We start from the raw sequence: 25,986 nt of genomic DNA, 5'->3' as shown, positions 1-25,986 counted from the left end.
CGACACTTCGGATCAGCCACTTCCCGGACCCGCAACACCGACGCTACGCCGGCCCATCCGCTCCCGGAAGCGCACCTCTCCTAACGCCCTGAACCCGGTCTATTGACATAGAGGGGAGCCAGATGAGCACGCGTGACGCGAGCTAGGCGGGCACGGGCCGGCTGCGCCGGCCACCGGTGGTGCTCAGCATGCGCGCCGAGATGGCGATCCGCTTCGCCAGCCCGTAGGTCTTGATCGGGCTGCTGCTGACGGTCTCCTTGTAGAGCACGGCTGCCCGGCCGGTGAGCATCCACCGCCGAGGAGTGTCGTCGGCGTACGTAAATTGGATCACCGCGTCCTTGCGGCCGAGGCTGACCGGCTGGTGAATGTAGCCGAACCGGAATGGCTTGAGCTCCTTGCCGCGCAGCTGGCGGGCGATGTTCTCGGCGATGTGGGCGGCGGTCGGCAGGCCGCTTTGGCACGTGCCGTGGATGACGCCGTAGGCCTGCCGGATCGCGGCCGCATCCCCGATGGCATAGATCTCCGGGTGCGACACCGAGCGCAGGGTGGCGTCGGTCACGATCCGGCCGGTCTCGTCGGTAGCGATCCCGGCCTCGGCTGCCAGTGGCGCCACGCGCACCCCGGTGGTCCACAGGGTTCCGTAGCCCGGCACGAACTCGCCTCCGGCCAGCTCGACGCCGTCCGGCAGCACCTTGGCGACCTCGACACCGGCGCGGACGATCACGCCCAACCGGTCAAGCGACGCCCGCAGATAGGCGCGGGCCTTGGCGCCCATCATCGCGCCAGGCTCGCCCCGGCTCAGCAGCGTCACCTTGACGTTCGGGTAGGACTCGGCGATCTCGGCCGCCGCCTCGATCCCGGTCAGCCCACCCCCGCACACCAGGAAGGTGCCGCGGTCCGCCGCCTTGAGGTGCTCAGCCATGCGCTGTGCGCTTTGCGGGCTGTTGAGGGTGTAGGCGTGAGCGTCGGCTCCCGGGACGCGGGCGGTGTCGGTGGTGCTGCCGATCGCGTAGACCAGCGTGTGATAGTCCACGGCGACCTGCCCGCCTGCGGTAGACACGGTGACCGTGCGCGCGGCGGTGTCGATGCCGGTTGCCCAGCCCTGGACGAAGACGATTCCGGTGTCGGTCAACAGGTCCAGGATGCAGTACTCGCCGAGCTGCTGTCCGGTCGCGATCTGATGCATCCGCAGCCGCTCGGTGAACCTCTCTGACGGGTTGATCAGTGTCACGTGCACCCGGCCGCTGCCCCGGCGCGCCACGCCGAGAGCCGCCAGCATGCCGGTGTATCCGGCACCAATAACCACGATCCGCCTCTGCTGTGTGTTCGTCATGCCCCACGGACGAGACGGCGGCGCGGCGAGTGAGCTGCTGTGAGCGGCGTCACATTCTACCGACGGCGGTGAGCTTCTCCGGGTTACTGATCAGGTGGATCTCCCGGGCGCGCCCATCGACAAGGTGCAGCACGACGACCACCACCGGGGCTTCGGCGGAGTAGATGACAATGCCGGGGCCGCCATTGACCTCGGTCATGACCACGCGCGGCGACTCCGGCATGCGCCCGGCGAACGTGACGAGCGCCCGCGCCACCAGATCGATGCCGTCGATCGCCTTGCGGGGCGCGGGCGCGAGGCCGCCGCCGTCGCAGACCAGCCTGACGTCGGGCGCGAGCACCGCCATCAGGGCGATCAGGTCACCGCCGGCGCTGGCCGACATGAACGACTCGGTGACCTTGCGCCGCGTCGCTTGATCGGTGTCATAGCGCCGGCGGTGTTTGCTCACGTGCTGGCGCGCACGCATTGCCGTCTGGCGTACCGATTCCGGGCTCCGGTCGACGATGTCGGCGATCTCGTTGTGGGGGTAGCCGAACGCCTCATGCAGCACGAAAACCGCCCGCTCCAGCGGCGACAACGACTCCAGGATGAGCAGCATGGCCAGGGACACCGACTCGGCATTGGCCACATCGTCGGCGACATCGGGCGTGGTGAGAATCGGCTCGGGCAGCCACGGCCCGACATACGACTCGCGCCGGGCGGCCGCGCTGCGCAACCGGTCGATGGCCAGCCGAGTGGTCACCCGGACCAGGTAGCCCTCCGGGTCCTCGACCTGTCCTATGTCAACAGCGCTCCACCGCAGCCAGGCATCCTGCACCATGTCCTCGGCGTCGCTGAAGCGACCCAGCACCCGATAGGCGACGGCCATCAGGAGTGAGCGATGCTCGGCGAACACCGTGTCGTGCTGCACCCGGCCAGCATACGAAGTCGCCGCGTCGCCTCGATGCACTCGGCACGTCCGGATGCAGGCACCCGCGGTCTGGCTACCTTCCGTAACGAGCGCTTCGCGGCAGATCCGGATGCCGGAGTTGGTGGAGGATGGATGCATGATCGGTGATCGGTGGGGCGTGACTGACAGCGAGATATTGCGCTGCTATCCGTGCGACGACTTCGTCGTCTCACCCAGGCTGCAGGCGTGGCGGGGTGTGCGCGTCGAGGTGCCTGCCGAAGTGGTGTGGCCGTGGGTGGCGCAAGTGAGGCTTGCGCCATACTCCTATGACTGGATCGACAACCTTGGCCGCCGTTCACCTCGAGAGCTGGTAGGCCTTCCCGAGCCGCAAGTCGGAGAACGATTCACTACTGCTGGCGGGCGGGAGCTGGGCAGGATCGTCTCGGTCGACCCGGGGAAACAGGTGACCGCCACCATCATGGGCGCCTTCATGTCCTACGTCCTCGTGCCCCAGGAGCACACCACCCGCTTGCTGCTCAAGGTCGTCATGCAGACCACCCGCCGGGTCGCCCTCGGGCTGTCCGTCGGCGACCTGATCATGGCTCGACGTCAGCTACTGAACCTGAAGCAACTCGCCGAGCACCACCACCGCGGCATGGCCGAGAATTGAGGATCAGCCCTCATCGGCATGACCGAGCGCCTCGCGGCATGTGCGGGCACCACTGCCTTGGGCCCGGAGGTACTACGTTTGGAGGCCGGCCTGCCCAACGCGGCGCCGGTACCGCGTCACTGAACCCCGGGGTGGCAGTACCGTTCGAGTCGGGCCAGGCTCCGGGGAGCCCGCTCATGGTGAGTGGGCTCCCGAAAATGGCCCAGCCGGGCTCCAACCCTTGAACTGCTACCGCGCGGTCGGCGCAGTGAGCGGATGCGATGGTCGGCGGTCGCCCGGCAACGGGGGGAGGCGGGGTCGGCAACTGGGGTTTGACCAGCACTCACTCTGCTGCCGCCGGGTCATTGTCTGGGCCTGTCACGCCTGCAAGTTCCGTTAGTCGGCGTTCGAGGAAGCGGCGTTCAGCTCCATCGGCGGTGAGTTTCCTCGCACGTCGATAGGCGTCGCGCGCCTCATCGGTGCGCCGGAGCCGTCGCAGCAGCTCGGCCCTGGTTGAGTGCAGATAGTGGAAGTCGTCCAGACCGAGTCCGTCGATGATACGCAGACCGGCCTGTGGTCCTTCCGTCTCGGCGACGGCGATGGCACGGTTCAGCTCGACGACCGGCGAGGCGGTCAGGCGGGCGAGCTCGCCGTACAGGGCGGCGATCTGCGCCCAGTCGCACGGCGTCTCGGCGTGCAGCGAGGCGATCGCAGCCTGCAGGACGTAGGGCCCGCGGCCGCCCAAAGCGATCGCCTGGTCGAGTTCGGCGCATCCCCGGGCGATCTGCGTGGTGTTCCACCGGTCCGGGTCCTGATCTTCCAGCAGCACCAGTTCGCCGTCGTTGAACCGCGTCTCGCGGCGGGAGTCGTGCAAGAGCATCATCGCCAGAAGCCCGCGAACCTCGGGGTCGTCAGGAAGCAGTTCGGTCAGTGCACGTCCCAGCCAGATCGCCTCGGCCGCGAGCTCGTCGCGCGAAGCTGTCCGCCCGGGCCCGCGTGTTCGCCACCGGCCAGGGCCGCAAGACCGACCCGGTCGATGCCCGCAGCGTCGCCGTGGTCGCCTTGCGCACCGAAGGTCTGCGGCAGGTCGTCACCGACGACACCACGGTCGCGTTACGGCTGCTGGTCGACCGCCGTGACCAGCTCGGCCGGCCCCGCACCGACGTGGTCTCCCGGTTGCATCACCCGCTCCTCGAGTTGGTGCCCGGCGGCGCGAAGAAGGACCCAGGCGGTGAGCGTGCTCATCTCGGCAGATCCGCGCACTCGGCGACCGACACGGGGACTGTCCGGTCCCCAGCCCCGGCCGCGTACGGGGCTCAGTCGCCGACGGCGCGGACGAGGAGCCGGTGCAGGGTGGTGAGTCCTCCTCAGAGTCGGCGTGCGGTGGGACGCCACGCCCAGGACAGCATGGCCAGTCCTGCGAACATTGCCGGAGCGATGAGGTTGCCCAGGGCCTGGTGCATGGCGACGTGGGAAGCGGCCGCACCAACCATGTTGATCATTACGCCGGCGTAGGCCCACTCCTTGAGCCGACGCAGCCGGGGCGCCAGCAGCACCACGGCTGCGATGAGCTTCGCGGTGCCCATGATGGTGGCCAGGTAGCCGGGGTAGCCCAGGCCGATCATCACGGGATAGAAGGGCGGCGCCCGGAGCAGGTCCATCGCGCCGCCGACCGCACACTCGCCCACCACGACTGCGGTGACTAGCCAGTAGGCACCGGTGCGGTAGCGGGGTCGCGCGGCAGGTGACGGGGCGCCCGGCCCGTTAGTCACCATTCCGACCCGGTGGCTCCGCCGCCGGGCCCGGACGCAGCGGCTGTCGCACGTACCATCGGGCTCTCCGATCGATACGGATCCGTTTTCTTATAGTGAGTACGGTACCGTTTCGATCGAGGTGAGGCAATGGACAACGGTCCTCGATCCGACGGCGATCCCCGGGAGCCGATCTCCCGCGGCGCGGGCGCCCGGCAACGGGTGCTCCAGGCCGCCCTGCAGGTGCTCGACGAGCACGGCCTGGCTGGTTTCACCATGGAGGCCGTCGCCCGGCGCGCCAGCGCGAGCAAGGCCACCGTCTACCGCCACTGGCCCACCGCCGGCGCGCTCCTGGTCGACGCCATGGACGCCACCTTCCAGCCCTTCCCCGTGCCGGACACCGGCCGTGTGGAGACCGACGTCGCCCAGCTCCTCACCGCCTTCGTCACCCTGCTCGACCGCACCCCGTTCCCGCGCCTGCTCGCCGCCTTCATCGACGCCGCCGAACGCGACCCCACCCTCGCGACCCTCCACGCCGACCTGACCCGGCGCCGCCGCGAACCGCTGCTCGTCGCGTTGACCCGCGCCCGCGAACGCGGCCAACTGCCCCACCACCTCGACCCGGAGCTCTCCATCGACCTGCTCACGAGCCCGTTCTTCTACCGGCGCTTGGTCGCCCACCAGCCCATCCCCCCACGGCTGGTCAACGACGTCATCGCCCACGTGCTCGGCACCGGCGGCCGGCTTCCCGACACGCCGTGACATTGCGTAACGCGCGGATCGCGGCATGACCGGATGTTCGATAGATGTCGAAGTTGGTGAATGACCCCCGGACCGGCAGGAGTGGACACCCGGCAGACGTGATTGAGTGTGTACGTGGCGCTCTATCCTGTGGGTGACCTGTGAGGGCACCGGGAGGCTTGCGGGCCGGGGGCTGAGCGTTGGCGCCGTGAGTGTTCCGGTAGATCGGCTCGCGGAGTCGTGCGTTGAGAGGGGCGGTCGCTTACCGGACCCAGCCGGGAGAGTGCGTGGTCGTTCGGGCCTCGGCTGGCGGCGCCTGTACGGGCCGACCGTCGTACTGGGTTGACAGGACGATGTGTGAGTTCATCTCGCCGTGCTCGCCGAGGCGTTCGAGTAGCCCTTCCAGGTGCGGCATCGACGCCACGCGTACCTTCAGCATGGTGCAGGAGTTGCCGCTCAACTTGTGCACCTCCACGACCTCAGGAAAGTCATCGGCGCCCGTGGTCTTGAGTAGGCAGCGGCCGAGCGCGCAGCGCAGTTGAACGAACGCGGTCAGCGAAAGGCCAGCCCGGGCCGGGTCGATCCGGGCCTGGTAGCCGGCGATCACCCCGGCTTCTTCGAGCCGGCGCACCCGCTCGGCGACCGCGGGCGATGACATGTTCACGAGGCGCCCGAGCTGGTTGTAGGACAGCCGTCCGTCGCGCTGCAGCTCGGCAATGATGCGCCAGTCCGTCTGATCCAGCAGTCTGCTCATACGGCAAGCGTTCCGCGTCTTTGCCTTGCAATCAACAGCCAATCGCACCCGATCAGTGCTCATGGCCCATGTAGCTGAACCGCGGACCTTCCTAACGTAGGCGCATGCTCATCACCTCGCCGCCGCATGCTCGAATGACAACGCGTGGGCGCGCCACGGCCACGCTCTTCGCCACCGCCGCCCTGATGAACGCCGCCATGGCAGCCGCCAGCCCAGTGAGCACGATCGTCGCCGCGGATCGGCTCAGTGCCGTCTGGGGCGGCGTTCCGAACACGGCAGGCATCGTCGGTACCGGAATCGGCGCCATTGTCTTGACCCGGGCGACAAACCGCTGGGGCTGGCGGGCCAGCCTCGCGCTGGGGTATGTGGCGGCGACGGTGGGCGGAGCACTCGCGATCCCCGCCGTTGCTGGCAGCGACATCACCATTTTGAGCATCGGGATGCTGCTGCTCGGGCTCGGCAACGCCGGTGCGCTGCTGTCGCGCTACGCCGCCGCCGACCTCTACCCCGTGCAGCGGCGGGGATCCGCGATCGGCACCGTGGTTTGGGCCGGCGCCGTCGGTGCGGTTGGCGGGCCGTTGCTACTCGCGCCGGTGAGCGTCACCGCAAGCCACCTGGGCTGGGTTGCACTGTCCGGCCCGTTCCTGTTCGCGTCGCTGGCGAGCGCGCTCGCCGCCACCGCGTTGTTCGCGCTACCGGTTCGCCAGCCGGAGCCGGTGCAGTCGCGCGTCCCTCTGCGCGACCTGGTGCGGACCCCGACGGCCCGGTCGGCGCTGGCCGTCATGGCCACCGGACAGGTGGTCATGGTCGCGGTCATGACCGCGGCGCCGCTGGACATGCACCTACACCACCAGGGGCTGGGCGAAGTCGGCATGGCCCTGTCCGCACACACGCTGGGCATGTTCGCACTGTCACCGCTAACGGGATGGCTGCTCGATCGGGTCGGCTCCCGACCCGTCATGTTCGCCGGACTGCTCACCCTCGCGATCGCGACCGCGCTGGCCGCGACCACGCCGCACAGCCAGGCTCTTCTGCATGTCGCGGCGTTGTTCCTGCTGGGCTACGGCTGGAATCTCTGCTTCATCGGCGGCAGCGGCAGGCTGGCCAGCGGCCTACCAGCGGCGGAGCGGGCGCAGGTGGAAGGCGCCGTCGACGCGGCAGTGTGGGCAGTCGCGGCCACAGCGAGCCTGGCTTCCACCGCCGTCCTGTCCACCGGCGGGTACACGCTACTCGCCGGGCTGGCGGGCTCACTCGTGGCGCTACCAGCGGTCGCGCTTCTCAACCGGAAATAGTCGAGCATCACCAGCAACCAGGAGGATGACGTCGTGGCGAACTGGCAGGAGATCGAGAAGGATGCCCCGGACTTCGCGGCGCGCGTCCGCGCCAGGTTCGCGATGGGTATGAACAAGACCATCGCGACCCTGCGCAAGGACGGTTCACCCCGCATCAGCGCCTCGGAATTGCAGTTCGACGACGGGGAGGTGACCCTCGGGATGATGGGCGGCTCGATGAAGCTGCTCGACGTGCGCCGCGACCCTCGCATCGCCGTACACAGCCCGACGGTCGAACCGCCCGGGGACGATGCGGACGGATGGCCAGGAGACGCGAAACTCGCCGGCACCGCCGCACAGGTCGACCCACCAGCCGACAACCCTCACCAAGGCGCCGGGTTCTTCAAACTCAACATCACCGAAGTCGTGCTGACCTACGTTGGTACCCCCGCGGACCACCTCGTGATCGGGTCGTGGCATCCCGGACGGGGCCACCAACGCCGGACCCGTACCTGACCCTGCCCCGACCGGCACCGACCGTGGGGTTGCAGCCGCCCCAACGGACGCGCCCCGACGCCCGCTCATCGGCAGATCAGGATGCCGAGCGGTGGCGGCCGCCGTCACGCTCCGCCACGCGCGGATCGCGGCAGATCCGGATGTTTCGTGGCAGTCGCGACCTCGGCTGCTCCCTGCACGAATACCCCCGTGACCGAGGAACGAGCGCCCTATATGAGAGTGCGCAGGTAACGGCCAGGCATCTCGGCGTGAGCGCAGAAGGTGCTGTCCGTTGGGGGATCCGTGTGCGGATCAGACTAGGCCGGACAGCAGCGCGGCAACCTCATCGGCGAGCGCGACGTCCGGAGTACCCGGCAGGGAGAACGCCGATTCGAGCGTGGCCGAAAGCAACCGCGCCCGCTCGTCGCGCGTACCCGTTGAACCGCCCGTGCGCTCGGCGTAGATGAAGCCCTCGAACACGGACTGGAAGGCGTAGGTCAGCTCCGGCGTCGCCAGATCTGTACGCACCAGGCGTCGCGCGGCCAGAACGTCTACATAGGACGCCATCACTCTGTTGTGCCGGCCGCCGTCGTAGCCGGCATCGGAGCCGACGAGCTTGCCCCACATCTGCACGTCGCCGATCACCATGCCGTACAGCAGCGGGCGGCGCAGGATCGCCAGGAAGAACTCCGCGGCGAAACGGTGCAGCAGCGCGACGGCGGGGTCGGCGCGCAGGGCGGTCACCATGTCGGCGATCGCGCCGCGTACCTCGCGGGCGAACACGGCAGCGAACAGCTCCTCGCGCGTCTTCCAATGCAGGTAGACAGTGCCTTTGCCGATGCCGGCGGCGCCGGCGACGTCGTCGATGGTGACGCGGCGGTAGCCGTGCCGGACCAGCATGTCGGCGGCGACATCGAGGATCTTCGTCTCGCGATCGGTGCGGGCAGTCACACCAACATTCTAACACTTGACCGAATTTCAAATCTGGTCATACAGTCAAGACGTGACTGCGAAGACGGTACTCATCTCCGGCGCCGGCGTGGCCGGCCCGACCCTCGCGTACTGGCTCGCCCGCAACGGATTCGCGCCGACGATCGTCGAGCGCGCCGCCGGCCAGCGCTCCAGCGGCAACCCCGTCGACGTACGCGGACCGGCATTCCCCATCGCCGAGAAGATGGGGCTGCTCCCCCAGCTGCGTGCGGCCGCGACGGCGACGACCGGGCTCGCCTTCGTGGACGCACAGGGACGGCGCAAGAGCCGCGTCGACCTGTCGGTCAACCGGGCCACCGAGGTCGAGGTGCCCCGGGCCGACCTGGCCGCGATCATCACCGACGCCGTGACCGGTAGCGCCGAGTTCATCTACAGCGACTCCATCTCAGCCCTCACCCAGGACGGCCTCGGCGTCGACGTCACCTTCGAACGGGGTGAACCGCGGCGGTTCGACCTGGTCATCGGCACCGACGGACAGCATTCGATGGTCCGGAGGCTCGCCTGGGGACCGGAGACGGACTTCGTCAGGCACCGCGGGCTCTACGTGGCAACCCTGCCCGTCGAGCCCGAGCTCAATCCGACGACCGACGTGCTGCTCTACGGCATGCCCGGCCGCCTCGCCTCCGTCCATCCGGTACGCGGCGACGGCGGCATCGCGGCGTTCATCTGGCGCAGCAAACCCGTGCCCGGCTACGACTACCGCGACACCGCCCAGCACAAGCGCACCGTCGAGCAGGCGTACGCGGGCGGCGGCTGGATCGTGCCCGAGCTGATCGAGCGCGTACGCGATGCCAGAGACCTCTACTTCGATGCCGTCAGCCAGGTACGCCTCAACACCTGGTCCCAGGGGCGCATTGGGCTGCTCGGCGACGCCGCATCCTCGGTGTCACTGTTCGGCGACGGGTCGAGCCTGGCGATGGCGGGGGCGTACACGCTCGCGCGGACGCTGGCCGAGCACCGCAACGACCTCGGGCAGGGCCTTAAGGCCTACGAGCACGAGCACCGCAAGCTCATTGCACCCAAGCAGAACGGGTTCGCCACGGCCGCCACGCTCATGGTGCCGGCCACCCGGTTCGGGGTGGCCCTGCGCGACAACGGCGCCCGCCTGGTCACAGGCTGGCAGCGGCTGAAGGCCAGCGCAAGGTAAGATCAATTCACGGAGCACCCGCTGTTCGAAGACCGTTCGATCAACGAACAGCGCCAACAAGACATCCCGTCGCAAAGCGACGCGCGCCGTGAAGTTGCCCGGTCACCGTTCCCTCGACGGGCAATTTGATCAACATCCGGACATCGGCAGTTTCGGATGTGCGCCACCACCGGAACCTCCAACGCGCGACCAGCGGCAGGTCCGGACGCACAGGCGGCGACGTCAAGACGTCAGCGTAGATTCGGCGCGTGCTGGAGGCGTGGGGGCTGACCCTGACTACGGACATCGCGCGGCAAGTCAGGCAATGGCGGGCTGGAGGCTACACATGGCGCGCCATCGCTGCCTGCGCCGACGACGCCTGGGGCACCGACTCCCGCGGCAACCAACTGTTCGGCGAAGACTTGTGCCTGGAGAGCGCGCGGCTGCTCGGCGAGAATCCGAACGCCGATCCCTGGAACTGACCCGGTTGACGATTATCCCTCGACCGACGCCCGCTGTGACCGCTTGATCTGGTCCGCCTGCGCGCGCACTGTCATCGGCATGAGCGCGCTCATCGCGGCTATGAGAGCGCGCTGGATCATGGGCGATCGGCATGACGTACCGTCTGGTGATGGCCTACGCGGGCTCCCGGACCATGAATGTCGGAACCTGGTTGCTGCCCGAGGACGAAGACGCGTTCGACCTGGCGTTGCGCGACACGTTCCCTGGCGCCGCGTGGCAATGCTCGCAACCGGGACCGCTGGGACTTCACCCAGTCCACCTGCACGGCTCGCTGGCAAACGCGATGGCCTGCGGCGGCCGGGGAACTCAGGCGTTCCTGCACCTGCCGATCGGCGCAAGCCTGCCATCAACCGTCACGCTTGCCGACGGCGTCACACTGCCAGACGGACCGCCGGTCGCTGCCATTGTTCAACTCCTGCGCTCGACGCGTCGGCATGACCTCGGCGGTACGTACTGCGATCACGACGCCGGGTATCAGCACCCGGAAGGCGGTGCATACTTTGACGCCGGCAGGCTGGCCGTTCGCTGGTTTGACGACGAAGTCGGTTCCGACACCCACCAGGTCCTCATGCGGCAAACAAGGGTGGTCCGGTCGATGCTGATAGCCACCACTCGTCCGGCTCGCATCAAAGATCAGAACGGCAGACGGCTGACTGGCTACCGCATCGGTCCGGCCGCTCAGGCGATGGCCGAAGCGACGGGCACCCTTCTCGGGCGCAGTGGATCGCAGCGGTTCCAGCTCGGCTGAACTTGCCGCGCTCTCGACGTCAGGCAACGCACTCAACTCGGCATGACCGAGCGGATCGCGGCAGATCAGTGCACGTGACCTTGGTCGACGCCGGACCAGAGTGTCGACCAAACAGGGCGGGCCGGATCTGCCGGGGCATTAGGTCACCTTTCGGGCAGCCCCCGGCGGCGATCCGCCCGTCCACCTTGGCCCGGGGGTGCCGTTTGAGCTTTGACCTGTGGCGCCCGGGACTCGCACCCCCGCGACGAGACGGCGTACGACCTCGGGATCGCCGATGATGGCGGCGCCGGCCGCTACGAGCCCGGCGAGGTCGTCGCTGCCGAAGGCGGCGAGGAGGGCATCCGTCGTGGTGATCAGGACGGCGTGCGGCTCTTCGGGCGGCTCGTGGGCGACCTCGACGCCGGCGGGCGTGAGGCGGACGCCGAACACCCCGGCAGGACCGTGGTCGCGAAGTTCGATCCGGAGCGTCACCCCGGGCTGCTCCGGCGTCGACACGAAGAAGGTGCGGATGCTCAGCATGGCGCTGTCCACGCTCACGAAGACCTGTTCCGCGGTCGGCGGCGCGGCCAGCGCCCAGGTGCCCAGCGCGATCACGATCGGCTCAAGGCCCCGACCCCACGTGGTCAGCTCGTAGACCCGCACGTTGCCTGGTGGAGGCAGCTGCCGACGGCGTACGACGCCCGCGTCGGCCAGCTCGCGCAGCCGGTCGGACAGTGCGTTCGGGCTGGCGGTCGGGAGCGCCTGCTGGAGGTCGGTGAACCGTTTCGCCCCGAGCAGCAGCTCGCGCACCACGAGCAGCGACCACCGCTCCCCCACGATGTCGAGACCGCGCGCGACACCGCACGCCTGCCGATAACCCCGCTGAGTCGGCACCGAAAACCTCCCTACGCCTTGTCCGGAACCGCGCCGCCCGTTCGTCACACTGGTGAGTTCAAGAATTCTTACTTGCTCGATCCTAGCAGTCACTATTACGCTCATAGCGACTGATCCGAGGAGGAACCCATGACCACCCCAGCGACACCCCCGATCACCGACCGCGAGACCTGGCAGAAACAACTCGACGAACTCCGGCTCCGCGAGAAGTCGCACACCCGTGAGGGCGATGCCATCGCCGCGGCCCGCCGGCGGCTGCCGATGGTCGAGGTCGACCCGACCACCCCCCTCGTCGGCGCCGACGGCCCGACACCCCTGCTTGACGTCTTCGAGGGCAGGACCCAGCTGTTCGCGTCGTACCACATGTGGCACACGGGCAGGCCGGCCGGCGACCAGTGCGAGGGCTGCACGTTCTTCACCGGTCAGGTGCTCGAGCTGTCCTACCTGCACTCGCGCGACATCACGTTCGCGGTCTTCTGCCAGGGGCCGTTCGAGGAAACCTCGCGCTACCGCGACTTCATGGGCTGGCAGGCGCCCTGGTACTCCGTGCCCGCGGAGTCGCTCGACTCCCTCGTCGCCGGGCGCGCGTTCGGAATGAAGGCGTGCTACCTGCGCCAGGGCGACCGGGTGTTCGAAACCTACTGGACCACCGGGCGGGGCGTCGAGGCGATGGCACCGTCGTACGGGATGCTCGACATGACCGTCTACGGTCGCCAGGAGGACTGGGAGGACTCGCCGGAAGGTTGGCCGCGGCGCTTCCGGACCGACGGCGACCAGTTCCGACTCGACGGCCGGCCAACCTCCCAGTGGTCGCGCCTCGCCGCCGGCCATGACGACGACCTGGGCGCCACCGAGCCCACCGGCAGCGCGCACCAGTGCTGCCACTGAGGTTCGGCGCCTGCCGGAGGCCCCGCCACCGTTCGTGGGGCCGATGATCGGCATTGCCCCCCTCCGATGGCTGCTGACAGTGGCGTTCGGAGGGGCGGCCGCCTTTCACCTGCTCCGGTGCCTTCGCCCACCCGCTGCGTGGCTCTGTCCGGTGGCGGAGCATCGACTCTCCGAGATGTTGCACCTGGTCATGGGCCTATCGATGATCGCGATGATCTGGCCGTGGGGCGCGGCGGTCCCGGCAGCAGCCTGGATTGCCATTTTCATGATGTCGACGGGGTGGTTCGCGGTGCGGGCGGTGTGGACGCCGCGCGGTCGTGCCCACCCGGTCTTCTTCGCCACCGCCACAGGGACCATGGTGTGGATGGGTGCCTCGACACCGGGGGACGCCTCCGCCGGCGGTCACAGTGGTATGGACATGGCCAGGATGGGTCATGCGCCGGTCGGATGCGCCGGATGGGCCAGTGCGCTGCTCGGGGGCTACCTGGTACTCGCCGCATTCTGGTGGGTTGGCCGCGGGATGCACATCGGTGGACTGCCCACGGCGACGACGAACGCGGTGGCGTGTCCGCTGGACTGGTCGGCACTGTGCCACGGCCTGATGAGCGCGGGTATGGGCATCGCCCTGCTCGCGATGGCGTAAACGATGGGCGCCAGGCGGGATGCTCGTCGCCGGGTGAACTTCGGTTGAGATCAAAAGGAACATGCCAAGATCGGGCATCCACTCTTCGACAGAAGCGGATAACTGGCACGCCAGTCGTCACGGAAAGTCGGCGGGTACGTATCCGCAAGGTTGCATTCGGCCCTGTGAAGAAGTGTCGTGTTAGGGAGGTTCAGAAATGACGGTGGCAGTCGACGCCGAGATCACCGCGTTGATGCAGTGCCTCCAGAGGCAGCGAAACCACGTGCTGGGTGCCGTGGAAGGACTGAGCGATGAGGCGCTGCGGCGCCCCGTGCTGCCCTCTGGGTGGAGCTGCCTGGGGATGGTGCAGCACCTCGCGCTGTCGGTGGAGCGTTTGTGGTTCCGCGCTGTTGTGGCCGGCGACCCGGAGGTCATCGACATGGTCGGCAGCCAAGACAGCCCATGGCAGGTAGCCCCGGGACTGCCGGCCGGCGATGTCCTTGACTGCTATCGCCATGAGGCCTCTCTGGCCGATGCCGTCATCGCCGCCTCATCTGCCGATGCCGACCTGGCCTGGTGGCCCTTCCCAGGGAGTGAGTGGCGCCTGCACAATCTTCGGGACGTCCTGCTCCATGTGATCACCGAGACCGCCTGCCACGCCGGACACCTCGACGCGGTTCGCGAGCTCATCGACGGGCAACAGTGGCTGGTGAACACCTGACCAGTAGGCCTGGCGCCGCATTTCGACTCCCGTGCGGCCGAACCCTGGTTGCGCCATTCCGGTCCCCCATGTCAGACCTGGCGACCACTCTGACGGCCAACCGGATCTGCCGCGAATCGCGCGCTCGATGCGACGCCGGAGCGATCATGTCAAGCGTCAACCGAGGCCGCCGTGTCACCATCAACCGGAGTCGGACACGTGCCGGGCTCCACTTGATCCGTTACACATCGACTTCACTTGAAGGGTGACAGTTGGCCGGCTCTCTCCGAGCTCGGCTGTCACGGTGCGTAACTGGCGTGCCGCCTATCGCTGGGGCATGCGATCCTCGACGCCGGTCGAGACGCGCGATCAGCGGCAGATCCGGATACGTGACCTTGGGCAAATCCGCACGGCGGCGGTGGCAACAGCCGTGACCGTGATATCCGGGCCGTAGATCAGACCGGTCAGGCGGCCCGTTCGCTGGCGGGCGACCGGTGGCCTCCGTGGCACGCGACCAACGCATCTGCCACGATTTCAGCGTCAGCGTCCGCAACGTCCGCTGGGTACTCCGGTAGCAGGTCGTCCCAGACGACCAGCCACGACCCCCACAATTGGGCCTGTCCTTCGGGCCGAGCGAAGAACCAGACGTGCAGGTGGGCGCCACCATCTCCGATGCGGTAGACGTGGGCCCGCGAGATGTGCGGCAGTGCCTGCATGTGGCGGACGATGCGAGTGCTCAACAGGCCCAGTTCGGCGGCCATTTCGTCAGGTAGATCCGCCATGTCGTAGTGATCGCGCGGATGCAGCATGAGCACCAGCGGGACGCCCACTCCCGCAATCCGGACCAGCCGCCAGTGATCGTTGAACCAGATCCCTTCGTCCCGGTCGCGGCAGGCGTTGCAGTCCGACGGATCCTCACCGTGCCGCGCAGGCTCCGGGAGTACCGGCGGGCGCAACGGCGCTACGCGCAGTCCGTCCGGCTCGAACGGACTGATCTCCCATCCCGTCATGCGTGCCAACGGGAGCCGCCGCTCGCTGTCCGCGACGGCGACTGCGTGGTCATAGAACTCGTCCGGTCGTAAGGCCATGCGGCGAAGACTAGTACGACAAGATCCCAAGTGATCGATAGCCCCGTCGTGGCTGCCAGGCACCGCCCGATGGTCTCGTACTCAATGGTCCGGATGGCCCCTAAGCATCCGCTCGTCGACACGTCCGCGCGTCACCACTCGTGGACAGCCGACCGCGCTCCGTGACGCGGTCTGCGGCATGTCCAGATGTCAGCGACGATAAGGCGACCGCTCGTATGGGGAAGTGATGACAACACCACCAACTCTGTTCCTGACCGTCGGGCTGCCAGGCACCGGGAAGACCACAGAGGCACGGCGCGTAGAGGTCGAGGAGAGGGCCCTTCGTCTGACGAAGGACGAGTGGGTAAAGGCCCTCTACGGGTTGGCGAACCCGCCATCGGCTTCGGACGTTATCGAAGGACGGCTCATCGAGATCGCGCTGCGCGCGCTCGAACTCGGAGTCAACGTTGTCATCGACTTCGGCCTCTGGGGCCGAGATGAGCGCTCGGCTCTACGAAAGGCAGCAGCCGACCTCGGTGCGGCGGTGAAGGTGCTGTACTTCCAACTCACACCGACCGAGCAGCGGCAACGACTTGACCGACGGCAAGCCGAAGAGCCGCACACGACCTGGCACATGTCCGACGAGGAACTCGCCACGTGGGCTGCCATCATGAGCATCCCGACGCCAGGGGAACTAGACGGCAGTGAACCTGTCGATGACCCACCGGCCGGATTTGCGACATGGGACGAGTGGCGCGAGCACCGCTGGCCTGCCTCGATCTCCTAAGACCAGGTTCCCCCACTACCGCTCATCGGCAGACCAGGATGCCGAGCGGTGGCGGCCGCCGTCACGCTCCGCCACGCGCGGATCGCGGCCAGATCGGGCGTTCTGGTGGATCATCGGAGCATGGTCGGACCGGCTCCATCGATGGCCCACGTCCCGCTGCGCGAGGGACTACCGCGTGACTATCTGAACGCTGAAGGCGAGCTGCGAAGGTTGGCGAACGAACTCGACAGCCACCCGTCGGCCGCCGACCGCGCGGCATGGCATTGGTATCCGGACCGGACGGAGCCCCCACAGCCCTCGAAAGGAGGCCACTACCTGCTGCTCGTCGACACGACGATCACGCTGTACAACACCCGCGACGACTGGCTCGAACTCACGCTCGACGTCGCCTGGCTGGCACCACCAAAGCTCACCGTGAACGCGGCGGTGGAGGTGGCGTGCTGGTGCCCGCAGGACCACAACATGCACCAAGTGCGGCGGGCGCAATGGCACGCGGTGAACAGCCACGAACTTGTCGAGGCCTTCGCAACCGGCACGGCGATGTTGATGGACGTCCTCGCCTCGGGCCCATTCGAACCGCATCCCTGGCGAGTCCAGGCCGGCCTTCCTGATGCGCCTGAGACCAGCCATTAGCCGGCCATCCGCTCATCGGCATGGTCGGATGCGCCCCACCTGCCGAGCAGCCAACGCCCGACCGGCGGCTATGACAGGGCCGTGCTACGGCATGTATCAAAGTCCGTCACAGCCACTCTTTGATATCGGCGAGGTGGACTGTGGCTTCGTAGCGGACCGGCGAGTCGAAGCGGGTAGTGACAGCGCGTTGCGTTCCGGTTGGTGCCGCGCTTCCCGACGCCGCGTTGCTGATAGATCGTTGGGCTCGAAGGCCGGTGGCCGGCCGCCCTTAGATCCTTTGGCCCGTCGGTGGGCTTCCTGGTCGGTCTTGCTCGGGATGGTCACAGCACTTCCTCCGCGCCACCCGCTCCGGGGGCCCATCCCGCGCCGCGCAGGTACGCCCGGTTCCCTTTCGATGCGTACGCCTTATCGGCCAGGACCGATCGGGCCTCGTCCTCGGACGGCCAGCTACGTCACAGGCGGAACAAGGATGTGGTCAGGACCGGAATGAACTGCGAGCTGTCACTGCGATGCCCGGCGGAGCGCTTCCCACGATAAAAAACTAGCAGTGATCTAGCGCGAGCGGTATCCGGCGGACGACCGACTGCGCAGGTCAGCGGCGGTGGCTAGATTCGCCCGATGCCCATCAACATGATCACTGCGGGTTCCGCAGGCACCTGGACCCTCGGCGACCTGACCGTCAACCGGATCGGATTCGGCGCGATGCGGCTGACGCGTAACGGCAGCGCGGCGAGCGATCGCGCCAGGGTCGTCGGCGTGCTGCGCCAGGCGGTCGAGCTCGGCGTCAACCACATCGACACGGCGGCGTTCTACTTCTCGCCGCTCCGGTCGGCGAACGAACTGATCAACACGGCGTTGTCGCCGTACGCCGACGACCTGGTCATCACCACGAAGGTCGGGCCGGGCCGCGACCCCTCAGGGGAGTGGCTGCCGCTGGCCCGACCGGACCAACTGCGCGGGCAGGTCGAGGAAAACCTGCGCCAACTCGGCCGCGACCACCTCGACGTCGTGAACCTGCGCCAGCACGGGCTGGACTCGGTCGCGGAGCACTTCGGCGCGCTGGCCGATCTGCGCGACGCCGGGCTCATCCGGCATCTCGGCCTGTCGAACATCCGCCCGCACCACCTCGCGCAGGCACAGGCGATCGCCCCGGTGGTGTGCGTGCAGAACCCGTACGGCGTCGACACCCGACGCATGCACGACCAGTTCGTGCGCACCTGCGGCGAGCAGGGTGTCGCCTTCGTGCCGTTCTACGCGATCGCCGGCGACAAACGTGAGGCCGGCGGCGTGGCCACCAACGAGGCGGTGGAGGTGATCGCCCGCGCACACGGCGCGACACCGGCGCAGGTACGGATCGCGTGGACCCTCAGCCGCGGGCCACACCTACTGGCCATCCCCGGCACCGGCAACCCCAATCACCTGGTCGAGAACCTCGCCGCCGGGGCGCTGCGCCTGTCTCCCGAAGAGTTGGCCAGCCTCGAGTAACGGCGCCCGGCAGCGCACAGCCCCTGCAACGAGTCCAAGACCGTCGACGAGAGGCTCCCGCACTTTGCAGACAGCGACAACGTCGTTCGTTCCCGTCCCACCGCCGAGCAGCTCATGGCTCGTTGCCCGAGGATTCATTCCCGATCACGGCCCTCGCCGCGTCCTGGCCATCGCGACCTTCGTCAACATGCTCGGAAGCGGCATCTTCATGGCCAGCGCCGTGCTCTTCTTCATCCACTCCGTCGGGCTTTCCCTCGCGCAGGTCGCCCTAGGCCTGGGCATCGCAGCACTCGTCGGGATGCTCGCCGGGATCCCGGCGGGGCATCTCGCCGATCGACGAGGCCCGCGCGAGGTCTATCTGCTGACTCTGATCATCCGAGCCGCCACCATGGCCGCCCTGGCCTTCGTCCACACGTTCTGGCTGTTCGTCGTCCTGGTCTGCCTGACCCAGCTCGCTCAATCAGCCGGCGGGGCGTCTCGCGGTCCACTGGTGCGCGGCTTCAGCGGCACCAACCCGGCCTCGTACCGTGCCTATCTTCGTTCGGTTGCCAACCTCGCCGGATGTTGCGGGGCCCTCGCCGCCGGCGCCGCAGTGCAACTGGACACCCGCGCCGCCTACCTGGCCCTGATCGTCGGCAACGCCACCAGCTTCGTGGCATGCGCCGCCATCATCACCCGACTGCCCTCACTGCCACCCATTCCAGCGCCCCCCACGACCGGGCGCTGGATCGCTCTAAGGACAAGCCCTACATGGCAGTCACCGCGCTCGACGCCATCATGGGAATTCACGGCCAAGTACTGGTCTTCGCGCTGCCGGTGTGGATCATCTCGCAGACCCACGCGCCGCGCTGGTTCGTCGGGGCGGCCGTGCTGGTCAACACCGCCCTCGTCGCGGCGCTCCAGGTCAGAGCGAGCCGGGGAATTGATACCAGTTCAGCGGCAGGTCGAGCCATGCGCCGCTCCGGGATGGCGTTCCTGATCGGGATGGCCCTGATCGCCGCCACATCGACGATGCCCGGATGGCTTGCCGTCACGGTAATGACGCTGGGAGTCGCCGCGCACACCGTCGGCGAGCTATGGCACGCGGCGGGCTCGCTTGAGTTGCAGTTCCAACTCGCGCCTCCACACGCGCAGGGGCAATACACGGGCATTTTCGGGCTCGGCACGGGCCTGGCCAATGTCGCCGCTCCTTCCATGCTGGGCCTGCTCTGCATCGCCTGGGGAGCCCCCGGATGGCTGCTGATGGGCGGCATCTTCGTCGCGGTCGGCCTGGCCGCCCCGGCGGTCGTCCGGTGGGGCGAGCGAACACGTCCAGACCCAGCGGAGGCCGTCTAGAGTCCAGCGATCCGGCAGCCGAAACCGAACCGGCCGGAGGTTGACCGAGCCCAGCACGGCGGCCGGGCATCGGACCGGGAGTCGGTGCGCCGCCAGATCCGGACGGTCTCAGGCCTGCGTCGAAGTCGGTGTGACGGCCTGAGTTGGGCTGACGGTTTCAGCGGGTGCCGAAGATCAAAGTGGGCGAGGTCTCCGGGAGATGGTTCAGTGATCAAGCGGAACCTGAAACCGGAGACCTCGTCGACACCTTGGCGGTGACGAGGCGGTTCGACCTGACCGACGTGCAGTGGGCGGTGTTGCAGCCGTTGCTGCCGACGTCGAAGCGGCCGGGTCGACCGTCGTCCTGGACCAGGCGGCAGTTGATCGAGGGATCCGGTGGCGGATCCGGGTAGGCGCCCCATGGCGATCTGCAGGTCGAACCGCCCAGAGGCGTCAGCGCCGAGCCAGCCGACCATGCGTTGGGCCGCTCCCGCGGCGGGTTGACCACGAAGCTGCACCTGGGCTGCGAGCAAGCCAGAAACCCCTCGCCATCGTGTTGACCGCCGGACACCGCGGCGACAGCCCGCAGTTCATCCCGGTCCTGACCGCCATCCGCGTCCCCCGACTGACGACCAGCCGCCCAAGGACCCGCCCGGACCGCGTCTTGGCCGACAAGGCATACACGTCGAAGGCGAACCGGGCCTACCTGCGCCGGCGTGGGATCGCTGCGACCATCCCGAGCAAGGCCGACCAGGACGCCCGCCGGCGAGCCAAGGGGTCCAAAGGCGGTTGGCCACCCGCCTACGGCCCGCACGTCTACCAGCAGCGTCACGCCGTGATGTGCGGCATCAACCGGCTCAAACGCAACCGCGCCGTGGCGACCCGCTTCGACAAGCTCGCCGTCCGCTACGAAGCCACCATCCACCTCGCCGCCATCAACGAGTGGCTGTGACCGACTTCGACACAGACCCTAGGCCAGTTCGACGAGTCTGGCGAGGTTCGCCAGGGCGATGCGCGTACCCGTCTCGTTGTCTTCGGCCGGGATCGCGTCGGGAATGCCGTCATGCACGACGACGACCTCGGTGCCGCCGTCCACGTCGGTGAGCGTCGTGGTCATGGTCATCGCGCCGCGCAGCGCGGGATCGTCGGTCTCGAACTCGACCACCTCGACCACCTGCTGGTCGGGCACGATCTTGACGAAGTGGCCGTGGTAGCTGTCGGTGTGTGGCGTCGACTTGCCGGTATTGTCGGGCGTCTCGTAGGTGAGCGAAACCCGCAACGAGCCGCCCTCGCGCGCGTCGAACTCGTGCACGTGGCCGCTCATGCCGGTGGGCACCCGCCACTTGGCGACCGCAGCCGGGTCGAGCAGTGCCCGATAGACGGCTGAGCGCGGGGCCTTGACGAGTTGGGACACCTGGGTCGAGTACATAAGGTGAATCTAGTGCTTCGCGCTCGGGATCGGCCTGCATTCACATCGGCTAGAGTCGTGCCTCCGCAATGCGCGATCAGCGGCATGATTGACATCATCTCTGCCCTTCGCAGTGGACTTCTTCGCGTACCCGCTCAGATCGGCAAACGGCGCACCCGATAGCGCAGGTGAAGCAGCCGGTTGCCCTGGATCACCACGTCAGGATCCTCCAACAGGTGCTGCGCGTGGACCGACCCGAAGTAGCGCTTGCCGGACCCGAACACCACGGGTACGACGTCCATGCGCACCTCGTCGACCAGACCCGCGGCAAGCACCTGGCCACCGACGTCGCCAGCGGCGACCTCGACCATGCGGTCACCCGCAAGCTCCTGCGCCTTGGCCACGGCTGCCTCGACGCCGGCGACGAAGTGAAACGGTGCCTCGGGGTCCCAGCCCTCGGGCTCCGGCCAGTGCGTCACGACGACCACGTGGTCGATCCCGCCCGGCGGCTTCCCGTCCCAACCGTCCGTCAGGTCGAAGACGTGGCGGCCGACGACTGTCACCCCGATCTGGTCCCAGTACGGCCACGCATGTCGTGCTGCCCCGGCTGGGACGGTTGAAGCTACACGAGTCCGCCCGGAAGCTGGCCCGGCGTATCGACAACGGCACCGCCCGGATCATGTCGGCCACCGTCTGGCGTGACGGTGGCCGCTGGCATGTGTCCTTCTGCGTCGAGGTTGAACGGGGCGTTCGCGTACCGGCCCGTCCCGACTCGACGGTCGGTGTCGACGTCGGCGTCAAGCACCTCGCCGTGCTGTCAACCGGCGAACTGGTGCCGAACCCACGCCACCTGGGTGACGCCCAGCGCCGCCTTCGCAGACTCGGCAGGTCAATGTCACGTAAGGCCGGCCCGGACCGGCGCACCGGCCAGCGCCCGTCGAACCGCTGGCAGCGCGCCAACGCGCGGCTCGGTCGGGCTCACGCTCGGGTGGCGAACCTGCGCCGCGACCGCCTGCACAAGCTCACCACCCGCCTCCGCCAAGAGCACGGCGCGATTGTGGTGGAAGACCTCAACGTCGCCGGGATGCTGCGTAACCGGCGCCTGGCCCGGCACATCGCCGACGCAAGCTTCGGCGAGCTACGCCGGCAACTCGCCTACAAGACGCAGTGGAACGGCGGCCGGTTGATCGTCGCCGACCGCTGGTATCCATCGAGCAAGACGTGTTCGGCTTGCGGCGCGGTGAAAGCCAAGCTGGCCCTGTCCGAACGCACCTATACCTGCCAGACATGCGGCCTGACCATAGATCGTGACCATAACGCCGCACGCAACCTGGCCGCGCTCGCGGCAGAGTACGACACCGCCGGGAGTGGCCCGGTGGCAGCACGTGGAGCCGACCAGAAGACCCGCGTACGCGGGCAGGTGGCAGCGAAGCGTGAACCCGGCACCGCCACGGCGGGTCAGACCGGGACCGTCTCACCGCAAGGCGAGACCACCGATCGTGTGCTCACTAGAGTGCACTGAGAGGTAACGGTTGATCGCGAACACGGTGGCGGCGAAGCGGTAGGTCCGGGCCAACCGCTTCGGTGTGACGCCGATGAGCTCCTTGAACCGCTGTGCCAGATGAGTCCTGCTGACACCGGCTGCCACGCTCAGATCGCCAATCGCCACCGCCCCGCTGGTCGCCGCGATGACGCTGCTTGTCTGGCGGACCAGCCCCAGGCCGGCGGTCTCGCACAGCCGTCGCATCAGCTCCTCCTCGAGCAGCGTCAGCATCTCGAGCGGTCCGTCGGCCGCGGCCAGCCGGTCTCGCAGCTCAGCAGTGGCGGGCCGGCCCCAAACCTGCTCTACCGTCACCGGCCGGTCACACAGCTCGGCCGCAGGCATCGGCAGGATCGGCGCCAGCCCCCACGGCTTGAAGTGCACGCCGACGGACCGGGTCCGGAGTGGGTAGCCGAACTCCAACGCGCGGGTGGGCATGTTGACCACGCAGCCGTCGGCGTACTCCGCCGTTTCGATGTCGGTGCCGCCGCGGATGCGAAACGGTGCTCCGAGGTTGACGATGAGCAACGCCGCCGGCATCGGCGGCAGCGTCAGCCGGGCGTACGGCGGCGCACCCTCCAGGTAGTAAAGGTCGTCGATCAGCCCGTCCAGTGGCGGTCGCGGCACTTTGGACACGTACTCCACGCCCACAGCATCGCAGACGCATTCAGCGTCACCGAAGACACTGTGCATTGTGAAGAGCCAACAAACTCTGGTCGGGCTCGTACTTCGCGGGCTCCGCCGCAGGGGCACCGCTAAGCAGTACATCGAGCGGCAAAACCGTCCGGCTCAAGGCACTGCTCGGGCTGACGTCCCGATCAGACAGCCTCCGCACACGCACAGGTTCTGCCATTCACACAGCGTGAACGTCGACACGCCGCCCGGCCGACAAGCCGAACAGCGTGTCAACCAACACCGTGAACGGTTGTGGTCAGGGCACTAGATCATGCGGCGCCGTACCCGCCATACCACCACACCGATCAGGACCGCCGCGACGGCGACGAACAGGGCCGCCTCGATGAGCTGGAACGTCCAGAACCGGTCGGCCGGGTGGTAGATCTCGAACTGCTGGATGCCCCGCGCGTGCAGGAACTGGTTGAGGTTGGTGCCGGCCCCGTTTGCGGCGCCCTCCAGCTCGTCGTACTCGGTCCAGCTCAGCCTGCGCCCGGTGGCGTCTGCGTAGCCGTGTTCGATCATCCAGTCAGCGACGCCGGGCACGGGCCGGTGCCCCGCCTGGTCCGTCGAGCCGCCGACGGGGACCGGCTCCATGGTGGTGAGCGGGGTGGCGTACGCGGGACGGGCCAACAGCGCCACCGACATCCGGGCGGCGAGGAACGCCCCGAACGCGACGCCGAACGCGGGCAGGCTGCGCCGCAGGATCGCCCCGGCGGCGGTGGCGACGCCGAACGCGAACAGCGCGTACGCCACTGGAACAAGTCCCTCCAGGTCGAAGGCGTCGTACTGGAACCGCCCTTCCCACGCGTCGAATGGCTGACGGAACCAGGTGAGCACCGCGGTGAACAGCGCGGTGAGCGTGACGGTGACGCCGGCCAGTGCCGCGAGCTTGGCGGCCAGCCAGCGCATCCGCGGCACGGCTTGCGTCCAGGCGAGCTGCCAGGTCCCGCCCTCCAGTTCGCGCGCGAGCAGCGGCGCACCGAGGAACGCACCGATGACGACGGGGACCAGATAGAAGCCCGCCAGGAGGTTCTCGACGTACCCGTACTCCTCGTCGAGCCGGCGGAAGGAGGCCGCGCAGCCCTCGTTGATGCCGGCCTCTCCCGCACACCGTGCGGGACCGCCGGGGAACAGGTCGTGGGCCTGCGTCCCGAGCACGAGCAGGGCAATGCCGAACGTGCCGACAAGCAGGCCCAGGACGCAGACCTCGGTCCGGTGCTGGCGCCAGATCAACCACGTCATGCCGCCACCCCCGACGTGACCGCGGCGCTCGGCTCGGACGGCCGGCGCAGGTACGCCAGCACCAGGTCCTCCAGCGCGACCGGCTGGGCCTGCCAGCCGGGCGCGGTGGTGATTGCGCCGTCGCGTACCAGCAGGGTCGTGTGCCGGTCGCTGTGGACGGCCTCCACGACGGCGCCGGCCCGGTCGAGGTCGGTGGCCGTGCGCGGGCCGACGAGCAGCCGGTGCTCGGCGAGGAGGGTGTCGATGTCACCGGTGAGCGTGACCCGGCCGTGGTTGAGCACGATCAGGTGGTCGCAGACGCGCTCCAGCTCGTGCACGAGGTGGGAGGAGAACAGGACGGTCACCCCGCCTTCGGCGACCGCGCCCATGAGGACCTGGAGGAACTCGTGCCGGGCCAGCGGGTCGAGGCTGGCCACCGGCTCGTCGAGGACGAGCAGGTCCGGTCGCTTCGCCAGGGCCAGGGCCAACGCGACCTGGGCCTGCTGCCCGCCGGAGAGCGTCCCGGTTCTGCGGTCGAGTGGGATGCCCAGCTTCGCCAGCCGGCGTTCGGCCAGCCCCTGGTCGAACCGCAGGTTGCAGGCCCGGCCGAAGCGGAGCATCTCGGCGACGGTGAAGCGCTTGTACAGCGGGTGGTCCTGGGCCAGGAACCCGACCCGGGACAGGGTGTGCGGGGTGCTGGTGGTGACGTCGTGGCCGAGCACCTCCACGGTGCCGGTGCTCGGTGCCAGCAACCCGACGACCAGGCGCAGCAGCGTGGTCTTGCCCGCGCCGTTCGGCCCGACCAGGGCGATCACGCCGCCGGCCGGCAGGGTCAGGGTGCAGTCGCGCAGCGCCCAGCCCTTCCGGTATCGCTTGCCCACACCGTCGGTGCGCAGCGCGAACTCGGTCTCTGTCACGCCACGTCCTCGTTCCTGGTCTGCTGGTGGACGGAAGTAAAAAGCGCGTTGACCGCCTGCTCGTCGAGGCCGGCGGCGTAGGCGCGGCGCAGCCAGGTCGCCAGGCCGCGGCGCAGCGATGTGTACGTCGATGCCGGCATCGCGGCCGACTGCTGTTCGTTGACGAACGTGCCCTGGCCGGGCCGGCCGGTGACCAGGTTCTCGTGCTCCATCTGCCGGTACGCCTTGGCGACGGTGTTCGGATTGATCGCCAGGTCCTCGACCACCTCGCGGATGAGCGGGAGGCGGTCGCCGGGTTGGAGGAAGCCCAGCAGCACGGCCTGGCGGACCTGCTGGACGAGTTGCAGGTACGGCGGCACGCCGGAGTGGGTGTCGAGCCGGAAGACGAACACGGTAGCCCCTTGCTGCTTTACTAGGACCATAGTAAAGCAGTAATTCGGCGGTCAAGAGAGCCGGCGCGCCCGCACGACCGCGGCACCGGATCCGGGCGCACACCTGCCCCGACCGCCGGCGGGTACCCGCGGGGTCGGGGCGCGGCGGCGACAGTGACAACGGACCAGCGATGTACGCGATGAGGCGGCTGGCCG

Annotated in this window: 28 protein-coding genes and 5 pseudogenes; 18 read left to right on the top strand and 15 right to left on the bottom strand. The window is 68.4% G+C overall.

The window, feature by feature from the left end; translation table 11 throughout:
• Positions 1 to 142: 142 nt before the first annotated feature.
• Both NFX44_RS24190 and sigJ read right to left on the bottom strand, forming a co-directional pair.
• On the bottom strand, positions 143 to 1,333 hold the full coding sequence (locus tag NFX44_RS24190) for an NAD(P)/FAD-dependent oxidoreductase (protein ID WP_262285880.1): 1,191 nt from the start codon (positions 1,331 to 1,333) through the stop codon (positions 143 to 145).
• 49 nt (positions 1,334 to 1,382) lie between these two features.
• Positions 1,383 to 2,201: an RNA polymerase sigma factor SigJ gene (sigJ, locus tag NFX44_RS24185; protein WP_262285883.1), complete on the bottom strand. Its 819-nt coding sequence runs from the start codon at positions 2,199 to 2,201 to the stop codon at positions 1,383 to 1,385.
• A gap of 178 nt (positions 2,202 to 2,379) precedes the next feature.
• Here sigJ and NFX44_RS24180 point away from each other — a divergent pair, with 178 nt between their 5' ends.
• On the top strand, positions 2,380 to 2,892 hold the full coding sequence (locus NFX44_RS24180; RefSeq protein ID WP_262285879.1) for a polyketide cyclase: 513 nt from the start codon (positions 2,380 to 2,382) through the stop codon (positions 2,890 to 2,892).
• 322 nt (positions 2,893 to 3,214) lie between these two features.
• Here the strand turns inward: NFX44_RS24180 and NFX44_RS24175 are convergent, their stop codons facing one another.
• On the bottom strand, positions 3,215 to 3,802 hold the full coding sequence (locus NFX44_RS24175; protein WP_315974627.1) for a DUF6596 domain-containing protein: 588 nt from the start codon (positions 3,800 to 3,802) through the stop codon (positions 3,215 to 3,217).
• Here NFX44_RS24175 and NFX44_RS33275 point away from each other — a divergent pair.
• Positions 3,802 to 4,017: pseudogene (locus NFX44_RS33275) on the top strand (hypothetical protein); the annotation flags it as partial. The gene NFX44_RS24175 and the pseudogene NFX44_RS33275 sit on opposite strands and share 1 nt — an antisense overlap.
• Here the strand turns inward: NFX44_RS33275 and NFX44_RS24165 are convergent.
• Together NFX44_RS24165 and NFX44_RS24160 are read right to left on the bottom strand one after the other, a co-directional pair.
• On the bottom strand, positions 3,985 to 4,116 hold the full coding sequence (locus NFX44_RS24165; protein WP_262285886.1) for a hypothetical protein: 132 nt from the start codon (positions 4,114 to 4,116) through the stop codon (positions 3,985 to 3,987). The pseudogene NFX44_RS33275 and the gene NFX44_RS24165 sit on opposite strands and share 33 nt — an antisense overlap.
• A 122-nt stretch (positions 4,117 to 4,238) precedes the next feature.
• On the bottom strand, positions 4,239 to 4,646 hold the full coding sequence (locus NFX44_RS24160; protein ID WP_262285877.1) for a DoxX family protein: 408 nt from the start codon (positions 4,644 to 4,646) through the stop codon (positions 4,239 to 4,241).
• A gap of 126 nt (positions 4,647 to 4,772) precedes the next feature.
• Between NFX44_RS24160 and NFX44_RS24155 the strand changes: the two genes are divergently transcribed.
• Positions 4,773 to 5,384, top strand: coding sequence for a TetR/AcrR family transcriptional regulator (locus NFX44_RS24155; protein WP_262285876.1), 612 nt, complete (start codon positions 4,773 to 4,775; stop codon positions 5,382 to 5,384).
• A 241-nt stretch (positions 5,385 to 5,625) separates the two neighbouring features.
• On the opposite strand, the gene NFX44_RS24150 is transcribed toward NFX44_RS24155, so the two are convergent.
• Entirely contained in the window at positions 5,626 to 6,117 is a 492-nt protein-coding gene (locus NFX44_RS24150) for an Lrp/AsnC family transcriptional regulator (protein ID WP_262285875.1), read from the bottom strand.
• Positions 6,118 to 6,221: 104 nt separating this feature from the next.
• Between NFX44_RS24150 and NFX44_RS24145 the strand changes: the two genes are divergently transcribed.
• On the top strand, positions 6,222 to 7,409 hold the full coding sequence (locus tag NFX44_RS24145; RefSeq protein ID WP_262285874.1) for an MFS transporter: 1,188 nt from the start codon (positions 6,222 to 6,224) through the stop codon (positions 7,407 to 7,409).
• A 33-nt stretch (positions 7,410 to 7,442) separates the two neighbouring features.
• The gene (locus tag NFX44_RS24140; RefSeq protein ID WP_262285873.1) at positions 7,443 to 7,904 is read left to right on the top strand and encodes a pyridoxamine 5'-phosphate oxidase family protein; all 462 of its coding nucleotides are present in this window, start codon (positions 7,443 to 7,445) and stop codon (positions 7,902 to 7,904) included.
• A 291-nt stretch (positions 7,905 to 8,195) separates the two neighbouring features.
• Here the strand turns inward: NFX44_RS24140 and NFX44_RS24135 are convergent, their stop codons facing one another.
• Entirely contained in the window at positions 8,196 to 8,834 is a 639-nt protein-coding gene (locus NFX44_RS24135; protein WP_262285872.1) for a TetR/AcrR family transcriptional regulator, read from the bottom strand.
• Positions 8,835 to 8,886: 52 nt separating this feature from the next.
• Between NFX44_RS24135 and NFX44_RS24130 the strand changes: the two genes are divergently transcribed.
• From NFX44_RS24130 to NFX44_RS24120, 3 genes are all read left to right on the top strand, one after another.
• Positions 8,887 to 10,020 (top strand): FAD-dependent monooxygenase, encoded by a 1,134-nt coding sequence (locus tag NFX44_RS24130; RefSeq protein ID WP_262285871.1) that lies wholly within the window; start codon positions 8,887 to 8,889, stop codon positions 10,018 to 10,020.
• Positions 10,021 to 10,268: 248 nt separating this feature from the next.
• Positions 10,269 to 10,481 carry a hypothetical protein gene (locus NFX44_RS24125; RefSeq protein ID WP_262285870.1) on the top strand — a complete coding sequence of 71 codons (213 nt, stop codon included), beginning with the start codon at positions 10,269 to 10,271 and terminating at the stop codon, positions 10,479 to 10,481.
• Positions 10,482 to 10,612: 131 nt separating this feature from the next.
• Positions 10,613 to 11,269, top strand: coding sequence for a hypothetical protein (locus tag NFX44_RS24120; RefSeq protein ID WP_262285869.1), 657 nt, complete (start codon positions 10,613 to 10,615; stop codon positions 11,267 to 11,269).
• 138 nt (positions 11,270 to 11,407) lie between these two features.
• On the opposite strand, the gene NFX44_RS24115 is transcribed toward NFX44_RS24120, so the two are convergent.
• Positions 11,408 to 12,142, bottom strand: coding sequence for a helix-turn-helix domain-containing protein (locus tag NFX44_RS24115; protein WP_262285868.1), 735 nt, complete (start codon positions 12,140 to 12,142; stop codon positions 11,408 to 11,410).
• Positions 12,143 to 12,271: 129 nt separating this feature from the next.
• On the opposite strand from NFX44_RS24115, the gene NFX44_RS24110 reads away from it, so the two are divergent.
• The 3 genes from NFX44_RS24110 (at position 12,272) to NFX44_RS24100 (ending at position 14,373) form a co-directional block, all read left to right on the top strand.
• Positions 12,272 to 13,030 (top strand): DUF899 domain-containing protein, encoded by a 759-nt coding sequence (locus NFX44_RS24110; protein WP_262285867.1) that lies wholly within the window; start codon positions 12,272 to 12,274, stop codon positions 13,028 to 13,030.
• The gene (locus NFX44_RS24105; RefSeq protein WP_315974624.1) at positions 12,972 to 13,673 is read left to right on the top strand and encodes a DUF5134 domain-containing protein; all 702 of its coding nucleotides are present in this window, start codon (positions 12,972 to 12,974) and stop codon (positions 13,671 to 13,673) included. Before NFX44_RS24110 ends, NFX44_RS24105 begins: the two co-directional genes overlap by 59 nt.
• A 196-nt stretch (positions 13,674 to 13,869) precedes the next feature.
• On the top strand, positions 13,870 to 14,373 hold the full coding sequence (locus NFX44_RS24100; RefSeq protein ID WP_262285865.1) for a DinB family protein: 504 nt from the start codon (positions 13,870 to 13,872) through the stop codon (positions 14,371 to 14,373).
• Between the two features lie 443 nt (positions 14,374 to 14,816).
• On the opposite strand, the gene NFX44_RS24095 is transcribed toward NFX44_RS24100, so the two are convergent.
• A complete protein-coding gene (locus NFX44_RS24095) occupies positions 14,817 to 15,440 on the bottom strand; it encodes a hypothetical protein (protein ID WP_262285864.1) in 624 nt (207 codons plus the stop codon).
• A gap of 226 nt (positions 15,441 to 15,666) precedes the next feature.
• Between NFX44_RS24095 and NFX44_RS24090 the strand changes: the two genes are divergently transcribed.
• From NFX44_RS24090 to NFX44_RS24065, 6 genes and pseudogenes are all read left to right on the top strand, one after another.
• The gene (locus NFX44_RS24090; RefSeq protein ID WP_262285863.1) at positions 15,667 to 16,206 is read left to right on the top strand and encodes an ATP-binding protein; all 540 of its coding nucleotides are present in this window, start codon (positions 15,667 to 15,669) and stop codon (positions 16,204 to 16,206) included.
• Positions 16,207 to 16,254: 48 nt separating this feature from the next.
• A complete protein-coding gene (locus tag NFX44_RS24085) occupies positions 16,255 to 16,839 on the top strand; it encodes a hypothetical protein (RefSeq protein WP_262285862.1) in 585 nt (194 codons plus the stop codon).
• Positions 16,840 to 17,457: 618 nt separating this feature from the next.
• Complete coding sequence (locus NFX44_RS24080; protein WP_262285861.1) at positions 17,458 to 18,324, top strand: aldo/keto reductase; 867 nt, start codon at positions 17,458 to 17,460, stop codon at positions 18,322 to 18,324.
• Between the two features lie 187 nt (positions 18,325 to 18,511).
• Positions 18,512 to 19,009, top strand: a pseudogene (locus NFX44_RS33380) (MFS transporter); the annotation flags it as partial.
• A 65-nt stretch (positions 19,010 to 19,074) separates the two neighbouring features.
• On the top strand, positions 19,075 to 19,659 hold the full coding sequence (locus NFX44_RS24070; RefSeq protein WP_262285885.1) for a hypothetical protein: 585 nt from the start codon (positions 19,075 to 19,077) through the stop codon (positions 19,657 to 19,659).
• A gap of 254 nt (positions 19,660 to 19,913) precedes the next feature.
• A pseudogene (locus NFX44_RS24065) lies at positions 19,914 to 20,590 on the top strand (IS5 family transposase).
• An 18-nt stretch (positions 20,591 to 20,608) separates the two neighbouring features.
• Here the strand turns inward: NFX44_RS24065 and NFX44_RS24060 are convergent.
• Together NFX44_RS24060 and NFX44_RS33270 are read right to left on the bottom strand one after the other, a co-directional pair.
• The gene (locus tag NFX44_RS24060) at positions 20,609 to 21,067 is read right to left on the bottom strand and encodes an SRPBCC family protein (protein ID WP_262285860.1); all 459 of its coding nucleotides are present in this window, start codon (positions 21,065 to 21,067) and stop codon (positions 20,609 to 20,611) included.
• Between the two features lie 134 nt (positions 21,068 to 21,201).
• Positions 21,202 to 21,630: pseudogene (locus NFX44_RS33270) on the bottom strand (dihydrofolate reductase family protein); the annotation flags it as partial.
• Here NFX44_RS33270 and tnpB point away from each other — a divergent pair.
• A pseudogene (gene tnpB, locus NFX44_RS24050) lies at positions 21,591 to 22,568 on the top strand (IS607 family element RNA-guided endonuclease TnpB); the annotation flags it as partial. The pseudogenes NFX44_RS33270 and tnpB overlap by 40 nt on opposite strands.
• Here tnpB and NFX44_RS24045 read toward each other — a convergent pair.
• From NFX44_RS24045 to NFX44_RS24030, 4 genes are all read right to left on the bottom strand, one after another.
• Positions 22,521 to 23,231, bottom strand: a complete 711-nt coding sequence (locus NFX44_RS24045) for a helix-turn-helix domain-containing protein (RefSeq protein WP_262285858.1) — start codon at positions 23,229 to 23,231, stop codon at positions 22,521 to 22,523. The pseudogene tnpB and the gene NFX44_RS24045 sit on opposite strands and share 48 nt — an antisense overlap.
• A gap of 294 nt (positions 23,232 to 23,525) precedes the next feature.
• Positions 23,526 to 24,503 (bottom strand): ABC transporter permease subunit, encoded by a 978-nt coding sequence (locus NFX44_RS24040; protein ID WP_262285857.1) that lies wholly within the window; start codon positions 24,501 to 24,503, stop codon positions 23,526 to 23,528.
• Positions 24,500 to 25,399, bottom strand: a complete 900-nt coding sequence (locus NFX44_RS24035) for an ABC transporter ATP-binding protein (RefSeq protein WP_262285856.1) — start codon at positions 25,397 to 25,399, stop codon at positions 24,500 to 24,502. The genes NFX44_RS24040 and NFX44_RS24035 overlap by 4 nt, the downstream gene beginning before the upstream one ends.
• Complete coding sequence (locus NFX44_RS24030) at positions 25,396 to 25,791, bottom strand: GntR family transcriptional regulator (RefSeq protein ID WP_262285855.1); 396 nt, start codon at positions 25,789 to 25,791, stop codon at positions 25,396 to 25,398. The genes NFX44_RS24035 and NFX44_RS24030 overlap by 4 nt, the downstream gene beginning before the upstream one ends.
• Between the last annotated feature and the right edge of the window lie 195 nt (positions 25,792 to 25,986).

The organism is Micromonospora sp. MA102, from assembly GCF_025460765.1.
Classification (GTDB): Bacteria; Actinomycetota; Actinomycetes; order Mycobacteriales; family Micromonosporaceae; genus Micromonospora; species Micromonospora halotolerans.
The sequence above is the reverse complement of the archived record's forward strand: the minus strand, read 5'-3'. Positions and strand labels throughout refer to the sequence as shown.

Bases quoted from the DNA above. Each gene is read 5' to 3' on its own strand.
- NFX44_RS24190 (WP_262285880.1), bottom strand. From the start codon at position 1,333: ATGACGAACACACAGCAGAGGCGGATCGTGGTTATTGGTGCCGGATAC.
- sigJ (WP_262285883.1), bottom strand. From the start codon at position 2,201: ATGGCCGTCGCCTATCGGGTGCTGGGTCGCTTCAGCGACGCCGAGGAC.
- NFX44_RS24180 (WP_262285879.1), top strand. From the start codon at position 2,380: ATGATCGGTGATCGGTGGGGCGTGACTGACAGCGAGATATTGCGCTGC.
- NFX44_RS24165 (WP_262285886.1), bottom strand. From the start codon at position 4,116: ATGAGCACGCTCACCGCCTGGGTCCTTCTTCGCGCCGCCGGGCACCAA.
- NFX44_RS24160 (WP_262285877.1), bottom strand. From the start codon at position 4,646: ATGGTGACTAACGGGCCGGGCGCCCCGTCACCTGCCGCGCGACCCCGC.
- NFX44_RS24155 (WP_262285876.1), top strand. From the start codon at position 4,773: ATGGACAACGGTCCTCGATCCGACGGCGATCCCCGGGAGCCGATCTCC.
- NFX44_RS24150 (WP_262285875.1), bottom strand. From the start codon at position 6,117: ATGAGCAGACTGCTGGATCAGACGGACTGGCGCATCATTGCCGAGCTG.
- NFX44_RS24145 (WP_262285874.1), top strand. From the start codon at position 6,222: ATGCTCATCACCTCGCCGCCGCATGCTCGAATGACAACGCGTGGGCGC.
- NFX44_RS24120 (WP_262285869.1), top strand. From the start codon at position 10,613: ATGACGTACCGTCTGGTGATGGCCTACGCGGGCTCCCGGACCATGAAT.
- NFX44_RS24110 (WP_262285867.1), top strand. From the start codon at position 12,272: ATGACCACCCCAGCGACACCCCCGATCACCGACCGCGAGACCTGGCAG.
- NFX44_RS24105 (WP_315974624.1), top strand. From the start codon at position 12,972: ATGACGACGACCTGGGCGCCACCGAGCCCACCGGCAGCGCGCACCAGT.
- NFX44_RS24100 (WP_262285865.1), top strand. From the start codon at position 13,870: ATGACGGTGGCAGTCGACGCCGAGATCACCGCGTTGATGCAGTGCCTC.
- NFX44_RS24095 (WP_262285864.1), bottom strand. From the start codon at position 15,440: ATGGCCTTACGACCGGACGAGTTCTATGACCACGCAGTCGCCGTCGCG.
- NFX44_RS24090 (WP_262285863.1), top strand. From the start codon at position 15,667: ATGACAACACCACCAACTCTGTTCCTGACCGTCGGGCTGCCAGGCACC.
- NFX44_RS24080 (WP_262285861.1), top strand. From the start codon at position 17,458: ATGCCCATCAACATGATCACTGCGGGTTCCGCAGGCACCTGGACCCTC.
- NFX44_RS24070 (WP_262285885.1), top strand. From the start codon at position 19,075: ATGGCAGTCACCGCGCTCGACGCCATCATGGGAATTCACGGCCAAGTA.
- NFX44_RS24060 (WP_262285860.1), bottom strand. From the start codon at position 21,067: ATGTACTCGACCCAGGTGTCCCAACTCGTCAAGGCCCCGCGCTCAGCC.
- NFX44_RS24040 (WP_262285857.1), bottom strand. From the start codon at position 24,503: ATGACGTGGTTGATCTGGCGCCAGCACCGGACCGAGGTCTGCGTCCTG.